Annotated in this window: 24 protein-coding genes; 7 read left to right on the forward strand and 17 right to left on the reverse strand. The window is 61.3% G+C overall.

Annotated features, from left to right (window positions below; translation table 11 throughout):
* Window positions 1-2: 2 nt before the first annotated feature.
* Window positions 3-203 carry an SPOR domain-containing protein gene (locus AB7M25_RS19205; RefSeq protein WP_102701582.1) on the reverse strand — a complete coding sequence of 67 codons (201 nt, stop codon included), beginning with the start codon at window positions 201-203 and terminating at the stop codon, window positions 3-5.
* A 219-nt stretch (window positions 204-422) separates the two neighbouring features.
* Here AB7M25_RS19205 and AB7M25_RS19210 point away from each other — a divergent pair, with 219 nt between their 5' ends.
* Entirely contained in the window at window positions 423-785 is a 363-nt protein-coding gene (locus tag AB7M25_RS19210) for an NUDIX hydrolase (protein ID WP_454237845.1), read from the forward strand.
* A 3-nt stretch (window positions 786-788) separates the two neighbouring features.
* On the opposite strand, the gene AB7M25_RS19215 is transcribed toward AB7M25_RS19210, so the two are convergent.
* The 9 genes from AB7M25_RS19215 to AB7M25_RS19255 all read right to left on the reverse strand — a co-directional run bounded on the left by AB7M25_RS19215 (window position 789) and on the right by AB7M25_RS19255 (window position 9,544).
* Window positions 789-1,487: an alpha/beta hydrolase gene (locus AB7M25_RS19215; protein WP_454237846.1), complete on the reverse strand. Its 699-nt coding sequence runs from the start codon at window positions 1,485-1,487 to the stop codon at window positions 789-791.
* Window positions 1,488-1,529: 42 nt separating this feature from the next.
* On the reverse strand, window positions 1,530-2,303 hold the full coding sequence (locus AB7M25_RS19220; RefSeq protein ID WP_454237847.1) for a 1,6-dihydroxycyclohexa-2,4-diene-1-carboxylate dehydrogenase: 774 nt from the start codon (window positions 2,301-2,303) through the stop codon (window positions 1,530-1,532).
* A gap of 572 nt (window positions 2,304-2,875) precedes the next feature.
* Window positions 2,876-3,889 carry a benzoate 1,2-dioxygenase electron transfer component BenC gene (gene benC, locus AB7M25_RS19225; protein WP_454237848.1) on the reverse strand — a complete coding sequence of 338 codons (1,014 nt, stop codon included), beginning with the start codon at window positions 3,887-3,889 and terminating at the stop codon, window positions 2,876-2,878.
* Between the two features lie 10 nt (window positions 3,890-3,899).
* On the reverse strand, window positions 3,900-4,388 hold the full coding sequence (benB, locus tag AB7M25_RS19230; protein ID WP_454237849.1) for a benzoate 1,2-dioxygenase small subunit: 489 nt from the start codon (window positions 4,386-4,388) through the stop codon (window positions 3,900-3,902).
* Window positions 4,385-5,749, reverse strand: coding sequence for a benzoate 1,2-dioxygenase large subunit (gene benA / locus AB7M25_RS19235; protein ID WP_454237850.1), 1,365 nt, complete (start codon window positions 5,747-5,749; stop codon window positions 4,385-4,387). Before benA ends, benB begins: the two co-directional genes overlap by 4 nt.
* A gap of 212 nt (window positions 5,750-5,961) precedes the next feature.
* On the reverse strand, window positions 5,962-6,921 hold the full coding sequence (locus AB7M25_RS19240; RefSeq protein ID WP_429519514.1) for an AraC family transcriptional regulator: 960 nt from the start codon (window positions 6,919-6,921) through the stop codon (window positions 5,962-5,964).
* A 197-nt stretch (window positions 6,922-7,118) separates the two neighbouring features.
* The gene (catA, locus tag AB7M25_RS19245; protein WP_454237851.1) at window positions 7,119-8,048 is read right to left on the reverse strand and encodes a catechol 1,2-dioxygenase; all 930 of its coding nucleotides are present in this window, start codon (window positions 8,046-8,048) and stop codon (window positions 7,119-7,121) included.
* 55 nt (window positions 8,049-8,103) lie between these two features.
* A complete protein-coding gene (gene catC, locus AB7M25_RS19250) occupies window positions 8,104-8,394 on the reverse strand; it encodes a muconolactone Delta-isomerase (RefSeq protein WP_007978984.1) in 291 nt (96 codons plus the stop codon).
* A 10-nt stretch (window positions 8,395-8,404) separates the two neighbouring features.
* The gene (locus AB7M25_RS19255; protein ID WP_454237852.1) at window positions 8,405-9,544 is read right to left on the reverse strand and encodes a muconate cycloisomerase family protein; all 1,140 of its coding nucleotides are present in this window, start codon (window positions 9,542-9,544) and stop codon (window positions 8,405-8,407) included.
* 124 nt (window positions 9,545-9,668) lie between these two features.
* Between AB7M25_RS19255 and AB7M25_RS19260 the strand changes: the two genes are divergently transcribed.
* Complete coding sequence (locus tag AB7M25_RS19260) at window positions 9,669-10,556, forward strand: LysR family transcriptional regulator (protein ID WP_429388726.1); 888 nt, start codon at window positions 9,669-9,671, stop codon at window positions 10,554-10,556.
* Between the two features lie 175 nt (window positions 10,557-10,731).
* On the opposite strand, the gene AB7M25_RS19265 is transcribed toward AB7M25_RS19260, so the two are convergent.
* Complete coding sequence (locus AB7M25_RS19265) at window positions 10,732-10,971, reverse strand: DUF1652 domain-containing protein (protein WP_428609273.1); 240 nt, start codon at window positions 10,969-10,971, stop codon at window positions 10,732-10,734.
* 118 nt (window positions 10,972-11,089) lie between these two features.
* Window positions 11,090-11,989, reverse strand: coding sequence for a polysaccharide deacetylase family protein (locus AB7M25_RS19270; RefSeq protein ID WP_429388728.1), 900 nt, complete (start codon window positions 11,987-11,989; stop codon window positions 11,090-11,092).
* Between the two features lie 172 nt (window positions 11,990-12,161).
* On the opposite strand from AB7M25_RS19270, the gene AB7M25_RS19275 reads away from it, so the two are divergent.
* On the forward strand, window positions 12,162-12,842 hold the full coding sequence (locus AB7M25_RS19275; RefSeq protein ID WP_429388730.1) for an SOS response-associated peptidase family protein: 681 nt from the start codon (window positions 12,162-12,164) through the stop codon (window positions 12,840-12,842).
* 173 nt (window positions 12,843-13,015) lie between these two features.
* Here AB7M25_RS19275 and AB7M25_RS19280 read toward each other — a convergent pair whose 3' ends face one another.
* The 3 genes from AB7M25_RS19280 to AB7M25_RS19290 all read right to left on the reverse strand — a co-directional run bounded on the left by AB7M25_RS19280 (window position 13,016) and on the right by AB7M25_RS19290 (window position 14,237).
* Entirely contained in the window at window positions 13,016-13,162 is a 147-nt protein-coding gene (locus tag AB7M25_RS19280) for a hypothetical protein (protein WP_454237853.1), read from the reverse strand.
* A 65-nt stretch (window positions 13,163-13,227) separates the two neighbouring features.
* Complete coding sequence (locus AB7M25_RS19285) at window positions 13,228-13,539, reverse strand: AzlD domain-containing protein (RefSeq protein ID WP_015095729.1); 312 nt, start codon at window positions 13,537-13,539, stop codon at window positions 13,228-13,230.
* Complete coding sequence (locus AB7M25_RS19290) at window positions 13,539-14,237, reverse strand: AzlC family ABC transporter permease (protein ID WP_454237854.1); 699 nt, start codon at window positions 14,235-14,237, stop codon at window positions 13,539-13,541. Before AB7M25_RS19290 ends, AB7M25_RS19285 begins: the two co-directional genes overlap by 1 nt.
* A gap of 169 nt (window positions 14,238-14,406) precedes the next feature.
* Between AB7M25_RS19290 and AB7M25_RS19295 the strand changes: the two genes are divergently transcribed.
* The 4 genes from AB7M25_RS19295 to AB7M25_RS19310 all read left to right on the forward strand — a co-directional run bounded on the left by AB7M25_RS19295 (window position 14,407) and on the right by AB7M25_RS19310 (window position 17,968).
* Complete coding sequence (locus tag AB7M25_RS19295; RefSeq protein ID WP_429388734.1) at window positions 14,407-15,342, forward strand: GGDEF domain-containing protein; 936 nt, start codon at window positions 14,407-14,409, stop codon at window positions 15,340-15,342.
* A 286-nt stretch (window positions 15,343-15,628) separates the two neighbouring features.
* Window positions 15,629-16,504, forward strand: coding sequence for a 4-hydroxy-tetrahydrodipicolinate synthase (gene dapA, locus AB7M25_RS19300; protein ID WP_429388736.1), 876 nt, complete (start codon window positions 15,629-15,631; stop codon window positions 16,502-16,504).
* Window positions 16,505-16,564: 60 nt separating this feature from the next.
* Window positions 16,565-16,921 carry a DUF2784 domain-containing protein gene (locus tag AB7M25_RS19305; RefSeq protein WP_429388738.1) on the forward strand — a complete coding sequence of 119 codons (357 nt, stop codon included), beginning with the start codon at window positions 16,565-16,567 and terminating at the stop codon, window positions 16,919-16,921.
* Window positions 16,922-17,050: 129 nt separating this feature from the next.
* Window positions 17,051-17,968 (forward strand): LysR family transcriptional regulator, encoded by a 918-nt coding sequence (locus AB7M25_RS19310; RefSeq protein WP_454237855.1) that lies wholly within the window; start codon window positions 17,051-17,053, stop codon window positions 17,966-17,968.
* 10 nt (window positions 17,969-17,978) lie between these two features.
* Here AB7M25_RS19310 and AB7M25_RS19315 read toward each other — a convergent pair whose 3' ends face one another.
* Together AB7M25_RS19315 and AB7M25_RS19320 are read right to left on the reverse strand one after the other, a co-directional pair.
* Entirely contained in the window at window positions 17,979-19,523 is a 1,545-nt protein-coding gene (locus AB7M25_RS19315; RefSeq protein WP_429519521.1) for a sensor domain-containing diguanylate cyclase, read from the reverse strand.
* Window positions 19,524-19,607: 84 nt separating this feature from the next.
* Window positions 19,608-20,135, reverse strand: coding sequence for a DUF3087 domain-containing protein (locus tag AB7M25_RS19320; protein WP_429519522.1), 528 nt, complete (start codon window positions 20,133-20,135; stop codon window positions 19,608-19,610).
* Between the last annotated feature and the right edge of the window lie 191 nt (window positions 20,136-20,326).

The following is a 20,326-nucleotide window of genomic DNA, read 5'->3' on the forward strand; positions in this document are numbered from 1 at the left end:
GGTCATTTTGTTTGATGGCTGCCTGCAGGCTTGCCGGCACGAGCCCTGTAGCCGGGCAGTGACGCGGCAAACGCCAATGCCTCCTCTCGACTGTTGAACGAGCCAAGCCGGTCACCCTGGGTGCATACCCGCCAGGGGCCGTTGTTCACGCTGAGTACGTCATAGCCGTTCATGTGCATCTTGTTCAGCATCGAAACGCTCATGGTCACCTCCTCCTGGGCAGTGCTATCAGGTTGACTTGTTTACCTTACACCCACCCTTCTCCAAAATACCGACCAGACGTCGCCGTGGAAATTCCCCCTTTCGGTTGCACTTTTCGTCCCATTGGCAGCTCAAACTACCCAATGGCAGCGCAATTGCAGTCCTGGCCCGAATGCTGCCTCTTCCTGCCTGTTCCATGACAACCAGCCATCGGGTAACCCATGAAAGTACGCGCAACCATCATCTGCGAGCAGGACAGGCATGTACTGCTGGTACGCAAGCAAGGCGGTCGCTGGACGCTGCCTGGCGGCAAGCTCGAACGGGGTGAAAGCGCAGCCGATGCTGCCGTGCGCGAGCTGTGGGAGGAAACCGGTCTGCGGGTGGACGAGTTGATATACGTGCTGGAGCTGGAAACGGACGGCACCCGACACCACGTCTTCGAGGTGTCGGTGCTGAACCTGGAGCAATTGCGACCGCTGAACGAAATCACCGAGTGCATCTGGCACCCGCTGGATGCACTACACAACCTGAACATCAGCGATGCCATGCGCAGTATCGTCAACGCCTTTGTGCGGCGCTTGTAGGCCTTAGCCGTTGGCCAATGCCGTCGCTGCCCTGTCGATCAAGGCCGCCACTTCGGCGGGCATCGACGCCAATGACGCATGACTGGCGTTCAGGGTCAGAATCTCCCGGGCGTTGAGCCGCGCGGCCATCCATTGCTGGTTCTGTGGCGCGATCATCCGGTCGGCGGTCGAGATCTGATACCACGATGGCTTGTTCTTCCAGGCCACCGTGCCAATGCTGTCGCCGAAGGTGCTCGCCAGCGGCGCTTTCTGGGTAAGGCCCATGACCAACCCTTCGGTCGCCGGCAGGTCCTGGCAGAAGCTCTCGTGATAGAGCTCGGGCTTGACCCACAGGTAGCCGTCGCTGTCCGGGGTCAGGTTGGCCGCTGCCGCAGGCGGGTGACGTTGCGTGATGCCGCCGGGACTTTCACCGGCGTCCGGGGCGAACGCGGCGATGTACACCAGCCCGACCACATTCGGCTGGTCGCCGGCTTCGGTGATCACCGCGCCGCCATAGGAGTGCCCCACCAGCAGCACCGGACCGGGCACCTGGGCGACCATCTTGCGCGTACGCTCGGCATCATCAGCCAGCGAAGTCAGCGGCAATTCGACGGCACGAATGTGCGTGTCGCCCCGGCTGAGCAATTTGGCGATGACCTTGTTCCAGTGGGCGGCACCGCCCCAGAAACCATGGACCAGCACGATCGTGGGTTTGTCACTCATCACCCTGACTCCGTTTGCCGATGGGGTTGTTCGCCACTCGCCTCAGCCCTGATCGCCGCCCCCCACGGGCATGACCATGCCGGTGATATAGGACGCTTCGTCGCTGGCCAGAAACAGAATAGCCCCCGCCTGCTCATCCAGGGTGCCGTAGCGCTTCATCAGACTGCTGTCGAGGGTCTGGTCGACGATCTGCTGATACCAGAGCTTTTCCTGCTCACTCTGCTCGGCACCATTGCGGGGTATGCGCCGCGGCGGTGCTTCGGTGCCGCCAGGCGCCGTGGCGTTGACCCGCACGCCACGACCGGCGGTTTCGAACGCCAGACAGGCGGTCAAGGCATTCACCCCACCCTTTGCCGCACCGTAGGGCACGCGGTTGAGGCTGCGGGTGGCGATGGAAGAGACGTTGACGATCGCCCCGCTGCCCTGCTCCAGCATGAACGGCAGTGCGGCATGGCAACACCACAGGGTCGGGAACAGCGAACGGCGGACCTCGGCCTCGATCTGCGACGCCTCGTAGTGCTCGAACGGTTTGGCCCAGAGGGTGCCGCCGACGTTGTTGACCAGCACATCGAGGCGCCCGAAACGCTCGACGGCGGTTTGCATCACCCGGCTGCATTCGTCGTATTGCTCAAGGTCGGCGGTCAGGGCCAAAACCTGGGTGGTCGACGCCAGTTGTTGCTGCACTTCGAACACCAGTTCGGAACGATCCACCAGGATCAGCTTCGCCCCTTCGGCTGCCATGCGCTCGGCCACCCGCTGCCCGATGCCCTGGGCCGCGCCGGTGATCAGCGCGATTTTTTCGTGAAATCTGTTCATGGACACCTCAAATAATTCCGGCCAATCAAGAAAATGCAGGCCAAACGCAGTCCTGTGGGAGCGAGCTGGCTCGCGATGGCAGTCTCATCCGCAACATCTCTGTTGAATGTTCCGACCCCTTCGCGGGCAAGCCCGCTCCCACAATGGATCTGTGTCGTGCACAGAATCAGCGGTCGCCCCCCATCAACTGTGGGAGCGGGCTTGCCCGCGAAAGCGGACTTACAGACGACATCAATGCTGAATGTTCCAGCCCCTTCGCGGGCAAGCCCGCTCCCACAATGGATCTGTGTCGTGCACAGAATCAGCGGTCGCCCCCCATCAACTGTGGGAGCGGGCTTGCCCGCGAAAGCGGACTTACAGACGACATCAATGCTGAATGTTCCAGCCTCTTCGCGGGCAAGCCCGCTCCCACAATGGATCTGTGTCGTGCACAGAATCAGCGGTCGCCCCCATCAACTGTGGGAGCGGGCTTGCCCGCGAAAGCGGACTTACAGACGACATCAATGCTGAATGTTCCAGCCTCTTCGCGATCCAGTCGAATCGCCGCACCGCAGCTCCCACATTGGGTCGACTCACGCCGCGCTGGCGGCGAATTTTTCGTAGTAGAAGTTCGCAGGCGCGATGCCTTGCTCGCCAATGAACTGGCTGACGGCCTCGACCATCGGCGGCGGGCCGCACAGGTAGACGTCGACATCACCCTCGTTCAAATGCTTTGGCTCGATGTGCTGGGTCACGTAGCCCTTGAGCGGATGTTGGCCCTCGGGGCTGGCGACGCAGGCGCTGAAAGTGAAGTTGGGGATACGCGCGGCAAAGGCTTCGAGGCGGTCGATTTCCACCAGGTCGAAATCGTGGGTCACGCCGTAGATCAGATGCAGCGGATGATCGCTGCCCTGCTCGGCGATCTTCTCCAGCATCGCGGTGAATGGCGCCAGCCCCGTACCACCGGCCAGCAGCAACAACGGCCGGCGGATGTCACGCAAGTAGAAACTGCCCAGGGGACCTGCCAGGCTCATGCAATCGCCGGCCTTGGCCATGCCGGTGAGGAAACTGCTCATCAAGCCGCCGGGCACGTTGCGGATCAGGAAGCTGACTTCGCCATCGCGCTGCAACGAGCTGAACGAATAGGCGCGGGTCTGTTCGCTGCCGGGGATTCCCAGGTTCACATACTGCCCCGGCAGGAACGCCAGTTTGCTCAGGGCTTCGCCCTTGATCGACAGTGCGATGGTGCTGTCGGACAGCTGGCGCACGGCGCTGATGGTCGCGTCGTAGCTGGCCTGACGGGTGCGGCAGACCTCGGAGGACGTCGGCACCCGCACCACGCAATCGCTTTGGGCGCGCATCTGGCAGGTCAGGACAAAACCCTGCGCGGCCTCTTCAGGGCTGAGGGCGTCTTCGATGTACTCCTCGCCCAAATCGTACTGACCGGCTTCGGCAAAACACTTGCAAGTGCCGCAGGCGCCGTCGCGGCAGTCCAGCGGGATATTGATGCCCTGGCGGTAAGCGGCATCGGCCACGGTCTCGCCCACGTTGGCGTCGATGAAACGGGTGACGCCGTCTTCAAAGTTGAAAGCAATGGAATGGGTCATGTCGGTCGCCTCACAGGTGGTAGACATCGATGACCTGACGAACGTAGTCGTTCTTCAGGATCACTTTCTTGGCCTTGATCAACGGGTTTTCACCGCGCACGTCGAGGGTGTAGAAACTGCTGCCGAAATAGCTGTCGACGGTCTTGTAGCGAAAGCTCAGGGTGTGCCAGTTGAAGCGCACCTTGCACAGTCCGTCGGCTTGTTCGAGCAGCTCGATGTTGCTGATGTTGTGGGAGGTGCGGGTGTCCGGCACGCTGGCGCTGGAGCGCTCGGTCTTGATGCGGAAGATGCGGTCTTCCAGGCCGGTGCGGTTGCCGTACCAGATCAACGAGATTTCCCGCTGCGGATCTTCGGTCAACTCGTCGTTGTCGTCCCAGGACGGCATCCAGAAGGTCGCGTCCGGGGCGTACAGTTCCAGCCACTCGTCCCACTGGCGGTCGTCGAGGTAACGCGCTTCGCGGTAGAGAAAGTCGCGCACGCTGTCGTAGGTGATGGTCATTGCACGTCCTCCACAGCGATCAGTTTCGACTGCTCATCAGCCAGGGCCTTGAGCATGGTCTGCTGCCAGTACTTGTGTTGCAGCACGAACAGGCCTTCGTCTTCGGTGCGTACGCCGCTGAGCAGCGGGTGCAGGTCAATCTCCTTGGCGGCTTCGTCTGCACCTTCGATCCAGTGCTCGGCGCCACGTGACATGTCGTTCCAGGTGGTGACGCTGCCCTGATAGCTGGTCTGGCAGGAACGGAATTCCTCCAGATCGTCCGGCGTGGCCATGCCGCTGACGTTGAAGAAATCTTCGTACTGGCGAATCCGGCTGGAACGGGCGTGGTCGCTCTCGCCTTTCGGGGCGATGCAGTAGATGGTGATCTCCGTGCGGTTGACCGAGATCGGCCGGGCGATGCGGATCTGCGAGCTGAACTGGTCCATCAGGTACACGTTGGGGTACAGGCACAGGTTGCGCGAGTTCTCGATCATCCAGTCGGCGCGAGCCTTGCCGAAATCCTGCGCCAGCTCATCGCGGCGCTCGTACAGCGGACGGTCCTCGGGGTTGGCCCAACGGGTCCAGAGCAGCATGTGGCCCTTGTCGAAGGAATAGAAACCACCGCCCTGCCTGGCCCAGCTACCGGCGCTCATGGTCGGGTTGGCGTCACCGGCTTCACGCTGCTTACGCTGGTTCTGGGTGGCCGCGTAGTTCCAGTGCACGGAGCTGACGTGGTAGCCGTCGGCGCCGTTTTCGGCGGTGAGTTTCCAGTTGCCTTCGTAGATGTAGCTGGAGGAGCCGCGCAGCACTTCCAGGCCATCGGCGGACTGGTCGACGATCATGTCGATGATCTTCGCCGACTCGCCCAGGTGCTCGACCAGTGGCAGGACATCGGCCTTGAGGCTGCCGAACAGGAAGCCGCGATAGGACTCGAACCGCGCGACGCGGGTCAGGTCGTGGGAGCCTTCGCAGTTGAAGCTCGCGGGATAACCGGCGTTGGCCGGATCCTTGACCTTGAGCAGCCTGCCGGAGTTGTTGAAGGTCCAGCCGTGGAACGGACAGGTGTAGGAGCTCTTGTTGCCGGATTTGTGCCGGCACAGGGTCGCGCCACGGTGGCTGCAGGCGTTGATGAAGGCGTTGAGCACACCGTCCTTGTTGCGCGCGATGAAGATCGACTGGCGCCCCATGGTCGTGGTGTAGAAGTCGTTGATGTTGGGGATCTGGCTTTCGTGGGCCAGGTACAGCCAGTTGCCTTCGAAGATGTGTTCCATCTCCAGATCGAACAGACGCGGGTCGGTGAACATCTCGCGCTTGCAGCGATAGAGGCCCTGCTCGGGATCGTCTTCAAGCAGGGAATGCAAATATTCGGGTCGCAGGGTCATGGCCACCGCCTCCATTGTTATTGTTCAGGCAGGGGTCATGCTAGGACGGTGGATCAGGCGGGAGTATCCGCGGGGTGCAGACCTTTATCCGTTTTGTGCAGTGATATACGCGGACATTGTAGGAGCCGGCTTGCCGGCGATTCAGGCGACGCGGTGTGCCTGCGCGGACGCCATCGCTGGCAAGCCAGCTCCTACAGGAGATCGAGTGTGATTCAGTGCCGGCGTTTGAGGGTATCGGACGGCAATTCGCCGAACTGCTTGCGATAGCTGTCGGAGAACCGTCCCAGGTGCAGGAAGCCGTAGTCCATGGCCACTTCGGTGATGTTGCGCACGTTGCAGGTCGGGTCGCTGAGGCAGGCTTTGATGGACTCGAGGCGCTTGCGGCGGATGTAGTTCTTCGGTGTGTCACCGGCATTGCGTTCGAACAATCCATACAACGAACGCAAGCTCATGTGGGCCTGGCGCGCCAGTTCTTCGCTGTCGATGTCCTGCTTGAGGTGATTGGCGATGTAATCGGCAAGCGCTTCGAACGTGGCCGCCTGCGAGCCCAGCTCAAGGCGGCTGACGTTGGTTCTCATCAGGCTGAGCATCTTGCTGACGATGATCTGCGTGTAATGCTCCTGCACCCTGGGGATCTGCTCGGTGGATTCGGCCTCCTGGCAGATCATCGCCAACAGGTTGACGAAACCTTCCAGTTCATTGAGCTGATAACGGTTTTCCAGAAACCGCACGCCCTGCTCCGGATAGCGCCAGCGCTGCTCATCGCAGACCGATTCAAACAAGCGGGTCGGGACCTTGAGGATGAATTTTTCGCAATCGGCAGAGTACGTCAGGTCCACCGGATCGTCGGGGTTGATCAGCAGCAATTCGCCGGGGGCGAAGTAATGCTCCTGGCCGTGTCCACGCCACAGGCAGTTGCCGCGCAGCAGCACTTGCAGGTGATAAATGCTGTCCAGCGCACCGGACGTCACGCGCACACTGGCACCGTAGCTGATGCGGCACAGGTCGAGGCTGGCGAACTTGCGATGATCAAGGCTGGCCAGCGGGTTGCAGGCACGGGGCATGAGAATGCAGTGGTTACCGACGTGCTGATTGACGTAGCCCGACACTGCGTAAGGGTCAGCATGGTCGAACACCCGGCTGCGCTGACTCAACAGTTGCGCTTGCATCATCAGGTCACTCTCGTTGTTGTTATAGGTTGCGTCGGTCCATTCTAGAACAGTGCGTCAGGCGCTTGAGGCATTTCCGGACAGTTGACCGATACCCCTTGTGGGAGCGGGCTTGCTCGCGAAGGCGGAATCAGCCTCAACATCAACGTTGACTGACACTCCGCTTTCGCGAGCAAGCCCGCTCCCACAGGGATTTGCTGTCAGTCTTCCAGGGCGCGGACCCGATCGTGGCGCTGCTGTTCTTCAGGTTGTGCAGACGACTGCAGGGTGAAGTCGAAGTCGATTTCGGCAAAGCGACCGCTCACGCCATGGGCCGCCGCGCGCTGCTGATCGTCGCTGAAGGTGATCTTGGCGATCAGTTCGTCGCGGGTGGCGTAGGCGAAATCGTCGTGCAGGTATTGATCGCCGTCGAGGTTGATCTGGGTGGTCAGGTGGCGATGATCCGGTGCGGAAATGAAGAAGTGCACGTGCGCCGGGCGCTGGCCATGACGGCCCAGTTGATCGAGCAGTTGCTGGGTCGGACCGTCCGGTGGGCAGCCATAGCCCGACGGCACGATGCTGCGGAAACGGTAGCGGCCTTCGGCGTCGGTCACGATGCGGCGACGCAGGTTGAATTCCGACTGCGTGGCATCGAAGTACGAGTAGGTGCCGCCGGTGTTGGCGTGCCAGACGTCCACCACGGCCCCGGCCAAGGGTTCGCCGGCGGTATTGAACACGCGGCCTTGCATGAACAGGGTCACGCCCGGATCGACGCCGTCATCCAGACGCGCCTCGCCCTCGGACAACGGCGCACCGGCTACGTACAGCGGACCTTCGATGGTGCGCGGAGTGCCGCCGGTCTTGCCGGCCTGCTCGTCTTCGGCATCCATCAACAGGTCGAGGTAATGCTCCAGGCCAATACCGGCCACCAGCAACCCGGCTTCCTGGCGCGCGCCCAGCACGTTGAGGTAGTTGACGGCTTTCCAGAACTCTTCCGGGGTCACGGCCAAGTCTTCGATGATGTTCACCGAATCACGCAGGATGCGGTAGACCAGCGCCTTGGTCCGTGGATTGCCGGCGTCGTTGAGCAGGCCGCTGGCTTCTTCGAGAAATTTCTGGACTTCGGCAGTGTGGGAAATCTTGACGTTCATTTTTCAGGGTTCCTCATCTTGTAATTATGGGCGTAGCGAGCTGAACAGGCGAGGCTCAGCGGTCATCGTCACGGATGGAAGAAGGATGCCGGCACATCGCGTCGATTTCGATGGCCATGTAGGGAAACAATGGCAATTGCATCAGCAGGTCATGCAGTTCCTGAACGCTGTCGACATCGAACACGCTGTAGTTGGCGTAGTGCCCGGCGATGCGCCACAGGTGACGCCACTTGCCCTGCTCTTGCAGGCGCTGGGCCAGGGCTTTTTCGTCAGCCTTGAGTCTGGCCGCCGCCTCCGGATTCATGTCGACCGGCAGGTTCACGGTCATTTTTACGTGAAACAGCATAATGCTCTCCTCAGGCTTGATGAGTGGTCTTGTCGCGACGGAAGAACGCCAGGCGCTCTTCATCCAGGTTCAGGCCCAGGCCCGGTGTTTTCGGCACGTGCAGTTCAAAATCGCGATACACCAGCGGCTCGCTGAGAATGTCTTCGGTCAGCAGCAACGGGCCGAACAGTTCAGTGTCCCACGCCAGTTTGTTCAGGGTGACGAAGGCATGGGCCGACGCCATCGTGCCCAGGCCGCCTTCGAGCATGGTGCCGCCGTACAGGGCGATACCGGCTGCTTCGGCGATAGAGGCGGTCCGCAACACGGCGCGCGGGCCGCCGTTCTTGGCGATCTTCAGGGCGAACACCGAGGCCGCGCCTTCGCGGGCCAGGTTGAACGCATCCTCCACGCATTCGATGGATTCGTCGGCCATGATCGGCGCCGGGCTCATGGCATTCAGGCGAGCCATGCCGGCGCGATTGTTGCGCGAGATCGGCTGTTCGATCAGGTCGATGCCGTTGCTGCCGAGGATTCGGCAGGCACGTAGCGCGACGGCTTCGTCCCACGCCTGGTTGACGTCGACACGCACGCTGGCGCGGTCACCCAAGGCTTTTTTGATGGCGATGACATGGGCCAGGTCGCGGTTGACCTCGCCGGCACCGATCTTCAGCTTGAAGATGCGATGGCGGCGCAGGTCGAGCATTTTTTCCGCTTCGGCGATGTCTTTTTCCGTGTCACCGCTGGCCAGGGTCCAGGCGACGGGGAGCGCATCACGCACGCGGCCACCGAGCAATTCACTGACCGGCAGGCCAAGGCGTTTGCCCTGGGCGTCGAGCAGCGCGGTTTCGATACCGGATTTGGCGAAGGTGTTGCCACGGATGCTGCGCTCCAGGCGCAGCATGGCGGCGTTGACGTTGCCGCTGTCCTGGCCGATCAACAAGGGTGCGAAGTGCGTATCGATGTTGGTCTTGATGCTGTCCGGGCTTTCGTTGCCGTAGGCCAGGCCACCGATGGTGGTGGATTCGCCGATGCCTTCGATGCCGTCGGCGCAACGCACGCGAACGATCACCAGGGTCTGGTTCTGCATGGTGTGCATGGCCAGCTTGTGCGGGCGGATAGTCGGCAGATCGACGATGATCGTCTCGATCGACTCAATGGCGGTTGCAAGCATTTCGATACCCGTCAGGTTCTTGAAGTTCTGAGTCGGATTCTCGTACGGCTTTTTCCGGGCGGCCAATATAGAATTGGTCTGGCTTGATACCTTAAAGGTATTCAATTGAACATCCGGAGGCCCCATGGAACTGCGTCACCTGCGTTACTTTCAGGTGCTGGCTCAGACCCTCAACTTCACCCGCGCCGCCGAGCGCCTGCACATTGCTCAACCGCCGTTGAGCCGGCAGATCCAGCAACTGGAGGACGAACTGGGGGTGATGTTGCTTGAGCGCGGCCGCCCGCTGAAGTTGACCGACGCCGGGCGATTCTTTCATGAGCACTCCACCGCCCTGCTCGAACAACTGAACAAGGTCTGCGACAACACGCGGCGTATCGGCCTGGGTGAAAAGACCTGGCTGGGAATCGGCTTTGCGCCATCGACACTGTATGGCGTGCTGCCGGAGCTGATCCGCCGTTTACGCAGTGGCGAACCGCTGGAGCTGGAATTGGGCCTGTCGGAAATGACCACCCTGCAACAGGTGCAGGCATTGAAGGCCGGGCGCATCGACATCGGTTTTGGCCGGATCCGCATCGACGACCCGGCCATCGTCCAGACCGTGCTCACCGAAGACCGCCTGGTCGCCGCCCTGCCCGCCGGCCATCCGTTGCTCGCCGGGCCCATCAGCCTGCGGGAACTGGCCAGGGAACCCTTTGTGCTGTACCCCGGCAATCCACGGCCGAGTTACGCCGACCATGTGATCGCGCTGTTTGAGTCCTACGGCGTGAGCATCCACGTCGCGCAGTGGACCAACGAACTGCAAACGGCGATCGGTCTGGTGGGCGCGGGAATCGGGGTCACGCTGGTACCGGCCTCGGTGCAGTTGCTGCACCGCGACGACATCGGTTTCACCCCCTTGCTGGAAGACAACGCGACCTCGCCGATCATCCTCAGCCGACGGGTGGGCGATGTTTCGCCGGGGTTGAACCATTGTTTGCGGATGATTGATGAGCTGTTGCCACCGGCAGCGTAAGACGACGATAACCTGTGGCGAGGGGGCTTGCCCCCGTTGGGGCGCGTAGCGGCCCTAAAAGCCGCTACCCGGTTTCCCGGAGATGAACGTAAGGACCATTTTGGGGGTGCTTCGCACCCCAACGGGGGCAAGCCCCCTCGCCACAGGACGGCGCTTACATTCGAACAGCGAAGTATCAGCCGGCAAAAGCCCGGCGCCCTGCCTTCATCTCGGTACGCAACTCGCCTATAAAATCAGAGATGGCACGCACGCTGGTCAGTTCGGCTGTCGAGACACCGCTGATCAGCAGCTCCACCCGCCCGGTGACGGGTTCGTAGACTTCGATGCGCAGCAGCCCGAGACTCTCCGTACATTCGCACGACAGTGGCTCAAAACCGGACTCTACAATGCTGCAAAGAACTGAAATAGGAACCATGGCCGGTGCCTCGGCGACAGTAGATCGGACTGGATCCGTTTCAGAATAGATACACTTTGCGAATCTGCACAAGAAATCATTCGCAATTACTGTTACCCAGGTCTCATTCCTGGTCGTTTTAACGGGCGTTCCCGCCCCAGATCCAGTTCCAGAACCCCGGCAACTCGACCGGCTGCGAGCCATCGCGCACGGTTCGCGCCATGGCCGCCCGCTGTAGCGCAGCCTGGTCGTCGTAAAACGGCTTGTCCGCGGTTTTCACCCCGGTCTCCCGGGCGCTGTCGAGCAGAATCTGCAGGTATTCACGGGTATGCCGGGCGGTATAGCGGTTGAGATCGTGAAATGTCACCACGACCGGAATCACCCCGTCGACCACCGGCAATTCGCCACGAGCCATGCGTTCGCGCACTTCAGACATCGAGCGCAGCATGTGCGAGCGGCGCCGGGGGCTGGCATTGAAACCCCAGATCTTGCCGTCATTGGCGCTCAAGTCCGTGAGCAGCACGTGCAGGCCATGCTGTTGATAAGCGGCGAAGGTGCGCTTGTCGTAGTTCCAGAATGGCGGGCGCAGCAGGGTTGGGGGGGCGCCGGTGATCGCCGCGATGTCGGCGCTGCCATCGGTCAGGGCCTGCTCCAGTTCTTGCGGCTCCAGCGAGCGATGATTGGTGTGCCAGGGCGTTGCGGTGTGGAAGCCCAGAATGTGACCTTCGGCGTGTTCGCGCCGCATGATGTCCCGGCCCAATTCGCTGCCACCAGCGCGCGGCGCGCGGGTTTGCACGAAGAACACGGCTTTGATCCCCGGCTGCAGCGGGTTTTGTGCCAGGCTCTCAAGCACCGTGACGGTCGGGTTCCACCAGCTCGATGCACTGGGACCGTCATCGAACGTCAGCAGAAAACGGATGGGCGGTTGCGCCTGCAAACGCTGTTCGGTCTGCGGCGTCATTGCAATGGGGGCGGCGATACAACCCAGCAAGCCAACGGCCAGGGCGCACACCGTTAAACACTTGAACCACTGTTTCATTTTTTGCCTTGGGCCAGACCATCACGATTGAAATGCAAGTTGGCAGGAATCCTTCGCCCGAGACGCCGGGCCGAGGTTGGATAAGGTACACAGGCTTTGGTTCCGGCGCTTGCCAAGCCTGTTTCGTCGCCAGCTACTAAACTGAAAAAACGCTCAACCAGAGTGTCAGGCCATGTGCGGACGACTGTCGCAATACCGCGGGATTCACGACTTCGTGGCGGTGCTGAGCATCCCCGACGCGCTGGTCAATCACGTCGGCAACGAACCCCTGGCGCACTATAACGCCGCGCCCACCACGCCACTCGCCCTGCTGCACCTGGAGAACGAGCGGCTGCACGCCGACGCCGTGCGCTGGGGTTGGCGGCCGCACTGGGCAACGGATCGCACGGAGCCGACCAATGCCCGGGTCGAAAAAGTCGCCCACGGCCCGTACTTCCGGGCCATCTGGCCGCATCGCGCGATCTGCCCGATCGATAACTGGTTTGAGTGGGTCGACGCCGGTGACGGCAACAAACAGCCCTGGCTGATTCGGCGACGGGACCGCGCGCCGGCTTTCTGTGCGGCCATCGGCCAGTACCCCATCGGCGGAGCCCCGCACAGGGAGCACGACGGGTTCGTGATCCTCACCGCGGACAGCGCAGGCGGCCTGCTTGACGTGCATGACCGGCGGCCGGTGGTGTTCTCGCCCGAGCTGGCGCGGGAATGGCTGGACCCGGCCACGCCCAAGGAAAGAGCCGAGGAAATGGCGTTATCCCAAGGCGAGGTCAGTCACGTATTTGAGTGGTACAAGGTGGACAAGGCCGTCGGAAATGTCAGGAACCAGGGCGCTGCGCTGATCAAGGAAGTGCCTTGAATCTGTCGATAACGACAACGCCCCACTGAATGGAAAGGAAATTGTAGGAGCGAGCTTGCTCGCGATGGTCGTTAACGATAACGCGTGTTTACTGGCTAAACGCGGTGCTCTTGAGCCCATCGCGAGCAAGCTCGCTCCTACAATGGCGGGGCTTTGTTGTGTTCGCGTGCCGGTCAGAACTTGCGGTCAGGTTCTGACAGTTCCTTACCGTCGTCAGGATGCTTCCAGTCCGGTATCGAACGCTTCTGCTGCTCCATCTCTTCTTCCGTGGGTTCGTCCACGTCTTCTTCCGGGTCCGGACGCTTGGGTTCATTGGCCATGTTCACCTCGCTTCCTGAAGGGATCGGTCATCCACTTTAAGCTTAGATCAGTTCCCCTGCTCCGCTCAGAGCCACCAGCGCAGCAAAAAGAAAAAGCCCATGCTCAACAGCATGCTGAGCAACGTGTTGCGCGTGTAAAGCACCAGCCCCACCGCCACCAGCGAGCTGATCAGATAGGGGTTGTCCCAGTGCAGGTTCAGCTGTTTTTCCGGCATGAACACAATCGGCCCACAGATAGCCGTCAACATGCCCGGTACGGCAAACCCGAGGAATTGCCGGGCATTGCTGCTCAGGCGCACCGGCAGGCGCGGTTCGAGAAAAACGTAGCGGTTGAGGAACACCAACACGCCCATTCCGACAATCACAGCCCAGACCATCATGTGCGTCCACCGTAGAATTTATTGCAGGCAAACCCGGCGGTCATCCCCGCCAGCCCCGACAGCACCAGCGCTGAACCCCATTGCCAGGAGCTGAACAGCACCGAGCAAAACAGCGACACCGCCACGCACACCACAGTCGGCACGTTGCGCACCACCGGGGTGATCAGGGCAATGAAGGTGGCCGCGATGGAGAAATCCAGGCCCAGGTGTTCAAGGCCCGGAATGCTGCTGCCGAGCACAATGCCAGCCAGGGTGAAGAGGTTCCAGGCGATGTAGAAGGTCAGGCCCACGCCCAGGGCGTACCAGCGGTTGAATTGCTGCTTGTCGTGCTGGCTGGTCAGGGCGAACAGCTCATCGGTGAGCAAGAAACCCAGGCCCGCACGCCAGCGCCCCGGCAATGGAGAAATCACCGAACGCATGCTCATCCCGTAAAGCAAATGCTGGGAGGTCAGCAACAGCGTGGTGAGCAAGATCGAAAAGATCCCGGCGCCGCCCTTGAGCATGCCGATGGCCACCAGTTGCGCCGCACCGGCAAACACAATGCTCGACAGGCCCTGGCCTTGCAGGGGCGAGAGGTTGGCTTCGATGGCCATGGAGCCGGCCAGCAAGCCCCAGGGCGCGGTGGCCAGGGACAGCGGCATGATCGCTGCAGCGCCGCGCAAAAAGGCACTGCGCGGCATGATTGAGTTGGACATGACAGTCTACAGACAGGGAAAGACCTGAGACTTTGCCAGCTGTGGCGGCCAATGGCTTGAACAATCTTGCTCACTGATACGCCTGAGTGCCATTCATCGGCTGCCCGCTTGATTCGCCAAAGTGCTAGCAACATGATGGCCCTGCATTTTTCATCGAGGCAGGCCCTTCATGAGTTCAGTCGAAACCGACAGCGACGTTTACAAAACCCTGCTTGAGTCGACCAAAGCCATTCCCTGGCGCATCGACTGGAAAACCATGACCTTCAGCTACATCGGACCACAGATCGAAGAACTGCTGGGCTGGAAGCAGCACAGCTGGGCCTCGGTCAATGACTGGGTCGAGCGCATGCACCCGGATGATCGCGACTACGTGATGGACTTCTGTGTCTCGCAATCGCGGGCCGGCATCGATCACGAGGCCGACTATCGGGCACTGACCGACAGCGGCGAGTACGTGTGGATCCGCGATGTGGTGCACGTGGTGCGCAAGGACGGTGAAGTCGAGGCGCTGGTGGGGTTCATGTTCGATATCAGCGAGCGCAAGAAAACCGAAGAACACCTGATCCGGCTGCAAAAGCAGCTCGAAGAGTATTCCTTCCAGGACGGCCTGACTGGCATCGCCAACCGCCGCATGTTCGATACCGTGCTGGAACGCGAGTGGAACACGGCCCAGCGTACCGGCTCGCCGTTGTCGGTGATGGTGCTGGATATCGACTACTTCAAGCAGTACAACGACCACTACGGCCACATCAAGGGTGACGAATGCCTGCGCCGCGTCGCGCAAACCTTGTCCCTGGCGGCGAACCGGCCACGGGATTTCATCGCCCGGATCGGCGGTGAAGAGTTCGTCTGGCTGCTGCCGGAAACCGATGCCGAATCCGCACGGCTGGTGGCGCGCAAATGCCTGCACCTGATTCGCCAGCAGCAGATCCCCCACGAATTCTCGAACGTATCGAAGCTGCTGAGTATCAGCCTCGGCGTCGGCACCACCCTGGCATCGATGCATGCGACGGCCCTGGAGTTCGTCGAGCAGGTCGATCATCTGCTCTACAAGGCCAAGCACAATGGCCGGATGCGCGCCGAGTTCGCTGATTTTCGTGATTGACAAAAGGCGCGCCGGCTTTTAAAACTGGGCGCCTCACTCAGGGTGTAAGCAAGTATGTCCGCAACCTTCAACCTCAACACTTCCGTCATTGGCTTGATTGCCAAGGCGCAAGGTTGCGTTGCGCACGCCCTCAAATCGAAGAAACAGTCGCTCATGTGACCGGGGCGCGCTGTCCCGTCAGATGAGCTGACAGGACATTGAGCGCGACGGACCACACTCCCCTTGCTTACTCTCCTTCCATGCCCCTGACGGTGACGAAATCGGTCAACCATCAGGAGAAAAAAGCATGTCAGCGTTTCAGGGTATCTGGGTTCCATTGGTCACACCCTTCCACAACGGCGCCATCGATTTCGTCGGCTTGCGCCGGCTGGTCAGCCATCTGTTGGAAAAAGGTGTCGACGGCCTCGTCGTTTGCGGCACCACCGGCGAACCCGCGGCGATGGGCAAGCATGAGCAACTGGCCGTGCTTGATGCAGTGCTGGAGCTGGTGCCGGCGCAACGGGTGGTCATGGGCCTGGCCAGCAACAACCTGACCGAGTTGTTGCAGTTCCAGAGCGAGATCCTCAAGCGCCCGGTGGCGGGCCTGCTGGTGCCGGCGCCGTATTACATCCGCCCGTCCCAGGCCGGCCTCGAAGCGTTTTTCCGCACGGTCGCCGATGCCTCCAGCGTGCCACTGATACTCTACGACATCCCCTACCGTACCGGCGTGGCCTTCGAACAGGTGACCCTGCTCAACATCGTCGCCCACGAGCGGATCGTCGCGATCAAGGATTGCGGTGGTAGCTTTTCCAACACCCTCGCCTTGCTCGATAGCGGCCACGTCGACGTGCTGTGCGGCGAAGACAACCAGATCTTCAATACCCTGTGCCTGGGCGCCAAAGGCGCGATTGCCGCGTCGGCGCATGTCCATCCGGAACTGTTCGTGCAGTTGCACCGGCAGATCCGCGACAACCAATTGGCTGAAGGTCGCGCCACGTTTTTCCGTTTGCTGCCACTGATCAACAGCCTGTTCCTGGAGCCCAACCCGGCCCCGGTAAAAACCGCGCTGGCCCTGCAAGGCTTGATCGGTGACGAACTGCGCGCACCGATGCAACGCAGCAGTGAGTCGATGACCGAGCGTTTGAAGGGTGTGCTCAACGCATTGGGCCGCGACAATCGATAGAGCGTCGGCCCGCGGCCCGAGTACCATGGAGCGATTCGATCAGCCTTCAGGGGCACCGACATGCTGTACCGAATCGCCGCCGACGGGCTGATGCTGTTTCACCTGTCGTTCATTGTGTTTGTCGTGTTCGGCGGGCTGCTGGTGCTCAAATGGCGCCACCTGATCTGGTGGCATCCGCCTGCTGCGCTGTGGGGGATGGCGGTGGAGTTCTTCCACCTGCCCTGCCCGCTGACCGACTGGGAAAACCGCATGCGCCAGGGGGCCGGGCAAACCGGCTATGGCGGTGGGTTCATCGAGCATTACATTTGGCCGGTGATTTACCCGGCGGGCCTGACGCCGACCATTCAACTGGGTTTGGGCAGCGTGGTATTGGTGATCAACCTGATGGTCTATCTTCGATTGATCCGTACCTCCTGAGTCACCCACCCTGCCTCTGTAGGAGCTGGCTTGCCAGCGATCGGCCTTGAGCCATGCATCGCACTCGCGGGCCCCTTCGCCGGCAAGCCGGCTCCTACAGGGTGTGATGTTCGTTTGAGGATTTTGCACATGCTGTCGACCGAAGACCTGGCGCTACTCGAGGCCATCCGCGAAACCGGTAGCCTGTCGCGGGCGGCGGCGCATCTGGGCAAGGCGCCGTCGACCGTGTCCTATGCGGCGCGGCAGCTGGAGGAACGCTTCGATGCGTTGCTGTTCGACCGCCGCCGCTACCGTTTGCAACTGACCCCGGCGGGTGAGTTGCTGGTCAACGAAGCGGCGCGGCTGATGCAGGACGTCTCGCGCCTGACCCAACGGGTCCGGCAAGTGGCCAATGGCTGGGAGAGCCGCCTGTGGATTGTCACCGACGAGCTGCTGGAGTTCGAAACCCTGATCCCGGTGATCGACGAATTCGATGCGCTGCAATCCGGCGTCCCGCTGCGCATCACCCAGGAAGTGCTCAAAGGGGTCTGGGAAGCGCTGCGCGAAGGCCGCGCGGACCTGATCATCGGCGCCACCAATGAGCCTGCGGCGATTCCGTCCTTGCGCTGGATGCAACTGGGGGAAATGGAATGGGTGTTTGCGGTGTCACCCAGGCACCCGCTGGCCAAGGCCAAAAGCCCGATTACCCGGGCCATGGTCGCGCAGCACCGGGCCGTGGTGGTGGCCGATTCGTCCAGAGTCACCGAGGGCAGCACCTACGGCGTCACCGGTGGGCAAGCGGTGCTGGCCGTGCCGACCATGGCCGCGAAAATCCTCGCCCAGTGCCATGCGCTGGGGGTGGGTTGGCTGCCGCGGCACCGGGTTGGCTCACTGCTGAAAAACGGCACGCTGGTTGAAAAGCCGATGGCCGACCCGCGCGAACCGAACATCCTCTACGCCGGCTGGCGTGGCGACCATGACGGTCGCGCCCTCGGCTGGTGGCTGGAGCAGCTTGAAAAACCAGGCCTGGCGACCCGACTGGTTCAGGGAACGGACCGGTTTGCCTGACGCCTGAGCCTCAGTTGGCAATCACACTCATATTGCGCCCACTGGCCTTGGCCACGTACAGCGCCTTGTCCGCCGCACCGATCAGGTCTTCGGAGCGAACCTGGGACGCACCATTGCTGGCACACACACCAACGCTGACGGTGACGGCGCCTTCCGGGCTGTCGCTGTGGGCAATATCGGCCTGCAGCACCGCGCGACGGATTTTCTCCGCCACCAGAAATGCCCCGACGTAGTCGGTGCCGGGCAGCACCACCGCAAACTCCTCGCCGCCATAACGGGCGGCCAGGTCACCGGGGCGCTTGATGTTGTCGGTGATGATCGCACCGACCTTGCGCAAACACTCATCACCGGCCAGGTGGCCGTAGCGGTCATTGAACGGTTTGAAATGATCGACATCGATCATCAACAGCGCCAGCTCGCTCTGGCTGCGCTGGGCACGGCCCATTTCGGCATCGATGAACGCGTCGAGCTGACGCCGGTTGGCCAGCCCCGTCAGCGCATCCTTGAGGGCCAGGCCTTCGAGGTTGCGATTGACCTCCAGGAGCTTGTCCCGGGTGTCCAGCAACTCGACCTGCACCAGATTCTGCTGCTTCATCAGCTTGATCAGCCGGAACCCCAGTACCCCGAGAACACTGAGCAACAGCGTGACGATGCCGGCGCTGAGCAGCGTTTCCTTGCGCCAACTGGCCAGCACTTCATTCTTGTTCAGCGCGGCAAACACGATCAGCGGATAACCCTCGACCCGGCGGTACCCCGTCACCCGCTCGACACCGTCGACGACCGACGTGATCGTGGCCGTGCCCGCATCGCCCTTGGGCAACAACTGGGTGAACAACGGGCTCTTGGCGAGACTGCTGCCGATATCCGCCTCCTTGAAGGGTCGGCGAATGACAATGCTGGCGTTGTCGGCAATCAGGGTGATCACGCCGTTGCTGCCCATGTCGATGCTGTCGTAGAGCTGCAGGAAATGAGTGAGGTAAATCGTCGCCAGCGCCACGCCGGCAAAACTGCCGTCGGGATGATTGAGCCGACGCGAAACCGTCAGGATCCACTCGCCGCTCGACCGGCTCTTGATCGACGGCCCGATGTGCGGCCCTCGGCTGGGGTTGTCGCGATGGAAGATGAAGTATTCGCGGTCGGAATTGTTGACGCCGGTTTGGCCGGCGCCATTGGAATTGGCGAGCCACTGCCCTTTTTCGTCGAAAACGAACACGCCATGGAGCTGGCTCAACTCACTGCGCTGGGCATTGAGCAACGCCGGCAGCCGGGGTTGATCCGCGCCGTCGTGTTCCAGACGATCGACCAACGTGAACAGCAGCGTATCGGCCTGCTTGATCGTTGCCTGCGCTTGCGAAGCCAGGGTCTGCGCCAGATTGGACATCACCACTTCCTTGTCATGCAGGCGGTACTGGCGTGAGCTCCAGGCTTCCCAGATCACGATAGCCACCATCGACAGGCACACCGCCATCAGCAAGGTCACCGCCGAGCGGACCTTGAGCCTTGGCACGGCTGACCGACGCATTTCAATTTGATCGTTGATCAATGGATGTCCCATGGTGCTCCCTGTGTGTCGATGACGGACGAGCCTTCCTGATCGCCGTTTTTGCTCACTCATGCCCGAGCCGGGCTCGCCATGATGTTAGCGCGACGCCTGTTTAACCGCCTCCAGCCACGCGGGATCCAGCCGTGTCTGTTCGATTTCGATACCCTGCGCTTGCATGCGTTCCTTGTGCTGGTCCATTTCGCGGATCAACTGGCCATGGTCACTGGAGTTGCCATCGAGTTGATGCATCTGGTTCAAGCCCAAATGGTAGAAACGCAACAGCTTCATCGCAACCGGATCACCGCGTTCCACGGCGGCCGTTACATGATGCATGACATTGGTGATGCTCATCAGGCTGCGCTTGAGTTGCCAACTGTAGACCGCAGGCGCCATCCACGCCTGGCGCCAGAACACCTTGCGCATCAGCGCCGCCATCGCCAGCACGGCAACAAACACGCCACCGACGTTGAAGCGCAGATTGTCGCCCGCCGGCGTGCCGAACAGCGCCACCGCCGCCGTGGACAGCAGCATCGCCAGCGCCAGGAAGATCAGGGCAATGATGACCGTGCTGCGCCGCGTCTGTTGCCGGTAGGTGTCAGCGTTCATCGGCTGGATTTCGAACATTGCGTCGGGTTTCCTGAGCTGAAAGGGTAAAAAGGCGTCTGAGGCAAAAAGACAGCGGGCCATTATCCCCTCTGCGGGGGATTTAGCTATGCTGGGGCTCCTTTTGATCTTTTCATCTTTTCATCGTCAAGCGGGGGACATGGCGAGACCGCGCAGTTCGTGCCATCTTCTTTCATGAATACACATTATTC

This window comes from Pseudomonas sp. AP3_22 TE3818, from assembly GCF_053628995.1.

Bases quoted from the DNA above. Each gene is read 5' to 3' on its own strand.
- AB7M25_RS19205 (WP_102701582.1), bottom strand. From the start codon at position 203: ATGAGCGTTTCGATGCTGAACAAGATGCACATGAACGGCTATGACGTA.
- AB7M25_RS19265 (WP_428609273.1), bottom strand. From the start codon at position 10,971: ATGGTTCCTATTTCAGTTCTTTGCAGCATTGTAGAGTCCGGTTTTGAG.
- AB7M25_RS19280 (WP_454237853.1), bottom strand. From the start codon at position 13,162: ATGGCCAATGAACCCAAGCGTCCGGACCCGGAAGAAGACGTGGACGAA.
- catA (WP_454237851.1), bottom strand. From the start codon at position 8,048: ATGAACGTCAAGATTTCCCACACTGCCGAAGTCCAGAAATTTCTCGAA.
- AB7M25_RS19240 (WP_429519514.1), bottom strand. From the start codon at position 6,921: ATGATGCAAGCGCAACTGTTGAGTCAGCGCAGCCGGGTGTTCGACCAT.
- AB7M25_RS19295 (WP_429388734.1), top strand. From the start codon at position 14,407: ATGAGTTCAGTCGAAACCGACAGCGACGTTTACAAAACCCTGCTTGAG.
- catC (WP_007978984.1), bottom strand. From the start codon at position 8,394: ATGCTGTTTCACGTAAAAATGACCGTGAACCTGCCGGTCGACATGAAT.
- AB7M25_RS19260 (WP_429388726.1), top strand. From the start codon at position 9,669: ATGGAACTGCGTCACCTGCGTTACTTTCAGGTGCTGGCTCAGACCCTC.
- AB7M25_RS19275 (WP_429388730.1), top strand. From the start codon at position 12,162: ATGTGCGGACGACTGTCGCAATACCGCGGGATTCACGACTTCGTGGCG.
- AB7M25_RS19315 (WP_429519521.1), bottom strand. From the start codon at position 19,523: ATGGGACATCCATTGATCAACGATCAAATTGAAATGCGTCGGTCAGCC.
- dapA (WP_429388736.1), top strand. From the start codon at position 15,629: ATGTCAGCGTTTCAGGGTATCTGGGTTCCATTGGTCACACCCTTCCAC.
- AB7M25_RS19305 (WP_429388738.1), top strand. From the start codon at position 16,565: ATGCTGTACCGAATCGCCGCCGACGGGCTGATGCTGTTTCACCTGTCG.
- AB7M25_RS19310 (WP_454237855.1), top strand. From the start codon at position 17,051: ATGCTGTCGACCGAAGACCTGGCGCTACTCGAGGCCATCCGCGAAACC.
- AB7M25_RS19220 (WP_454237847.1), bottom strand. From the start codon at position 2,303: ATGAACAGATTTCACGAAAAAATCGCGCTGATCACCGGCGCGGCCCAG.
- AB7M25_RS19210 (WP_454237845.1), top strand. From the start codon at position 423: ATGAAAGTACGCGCAACCATCATCTGCGAGCAGGACAGGCATGTACTG.
- AB7M25_RS19285 (WP_015095729.1), bottom strand. From the start codon at position 13,539: ATGGTCTGGGCTGTGATTGTCGGAATGGGCGTGTTGGTGTTCCTCAAC.
- benC (WP_454237848.1), bottom strand. From the start codon at position 3,889: ATGACCCATTCCATTGCTTTCAACTTTGAAGACGGCGTCACCCGTTTC.
- AB7M25_RS19255 (WP_454237852.1), bottom strand. From the start codon at position 9,544: ATGCTTGCAACCGCCATTGAGTCGATCGAGACGATCATCGTCGATCTG.
- AB7M25_RS19320 (WP_429519522.1), bottom strand. From the start codon at position 20,135: ATGTTCGAAATCCAGCCGATGAACGCTGACACCTACCGGCAACAGACG.
- benB (WP_454237849.1), bottom strand. From the start codon at position 4,388: ATGACCATCACCTACGACAGCGTGCGCGACTTTCTCTACCGCGAAGCG.
- benA (WP_454237850.1), bottom strand. From the start codon at position 5,749: ATGACCCTGCGACCCGAATATTTGCATTCCCTGCTTGAAGACGATCCC.
- AB7M25_RS19215 (WP_454237846.1), bottom strand. From the start codon at position 1,487: ATGAGTGACAAACCCACGATCGTGCTGGTCCATGGTTTCTGGGGCGGT.
- AB7M25_RS19270 (WP_429388728.1), bottom strand. From the start codon at position 11,989: ATGAAACAGTGGTTCAAGTGTTTAACGGTGTGCGCCCTGGCCGTTGGC.
- AB7M25_RS19290 (WP_454237854.1), bottom strand. From the start codon at position 14,237: ATGTCCAACTCAATCATGCCGCGCAGTGCCTTTTTGCGCGGCGCTGCA.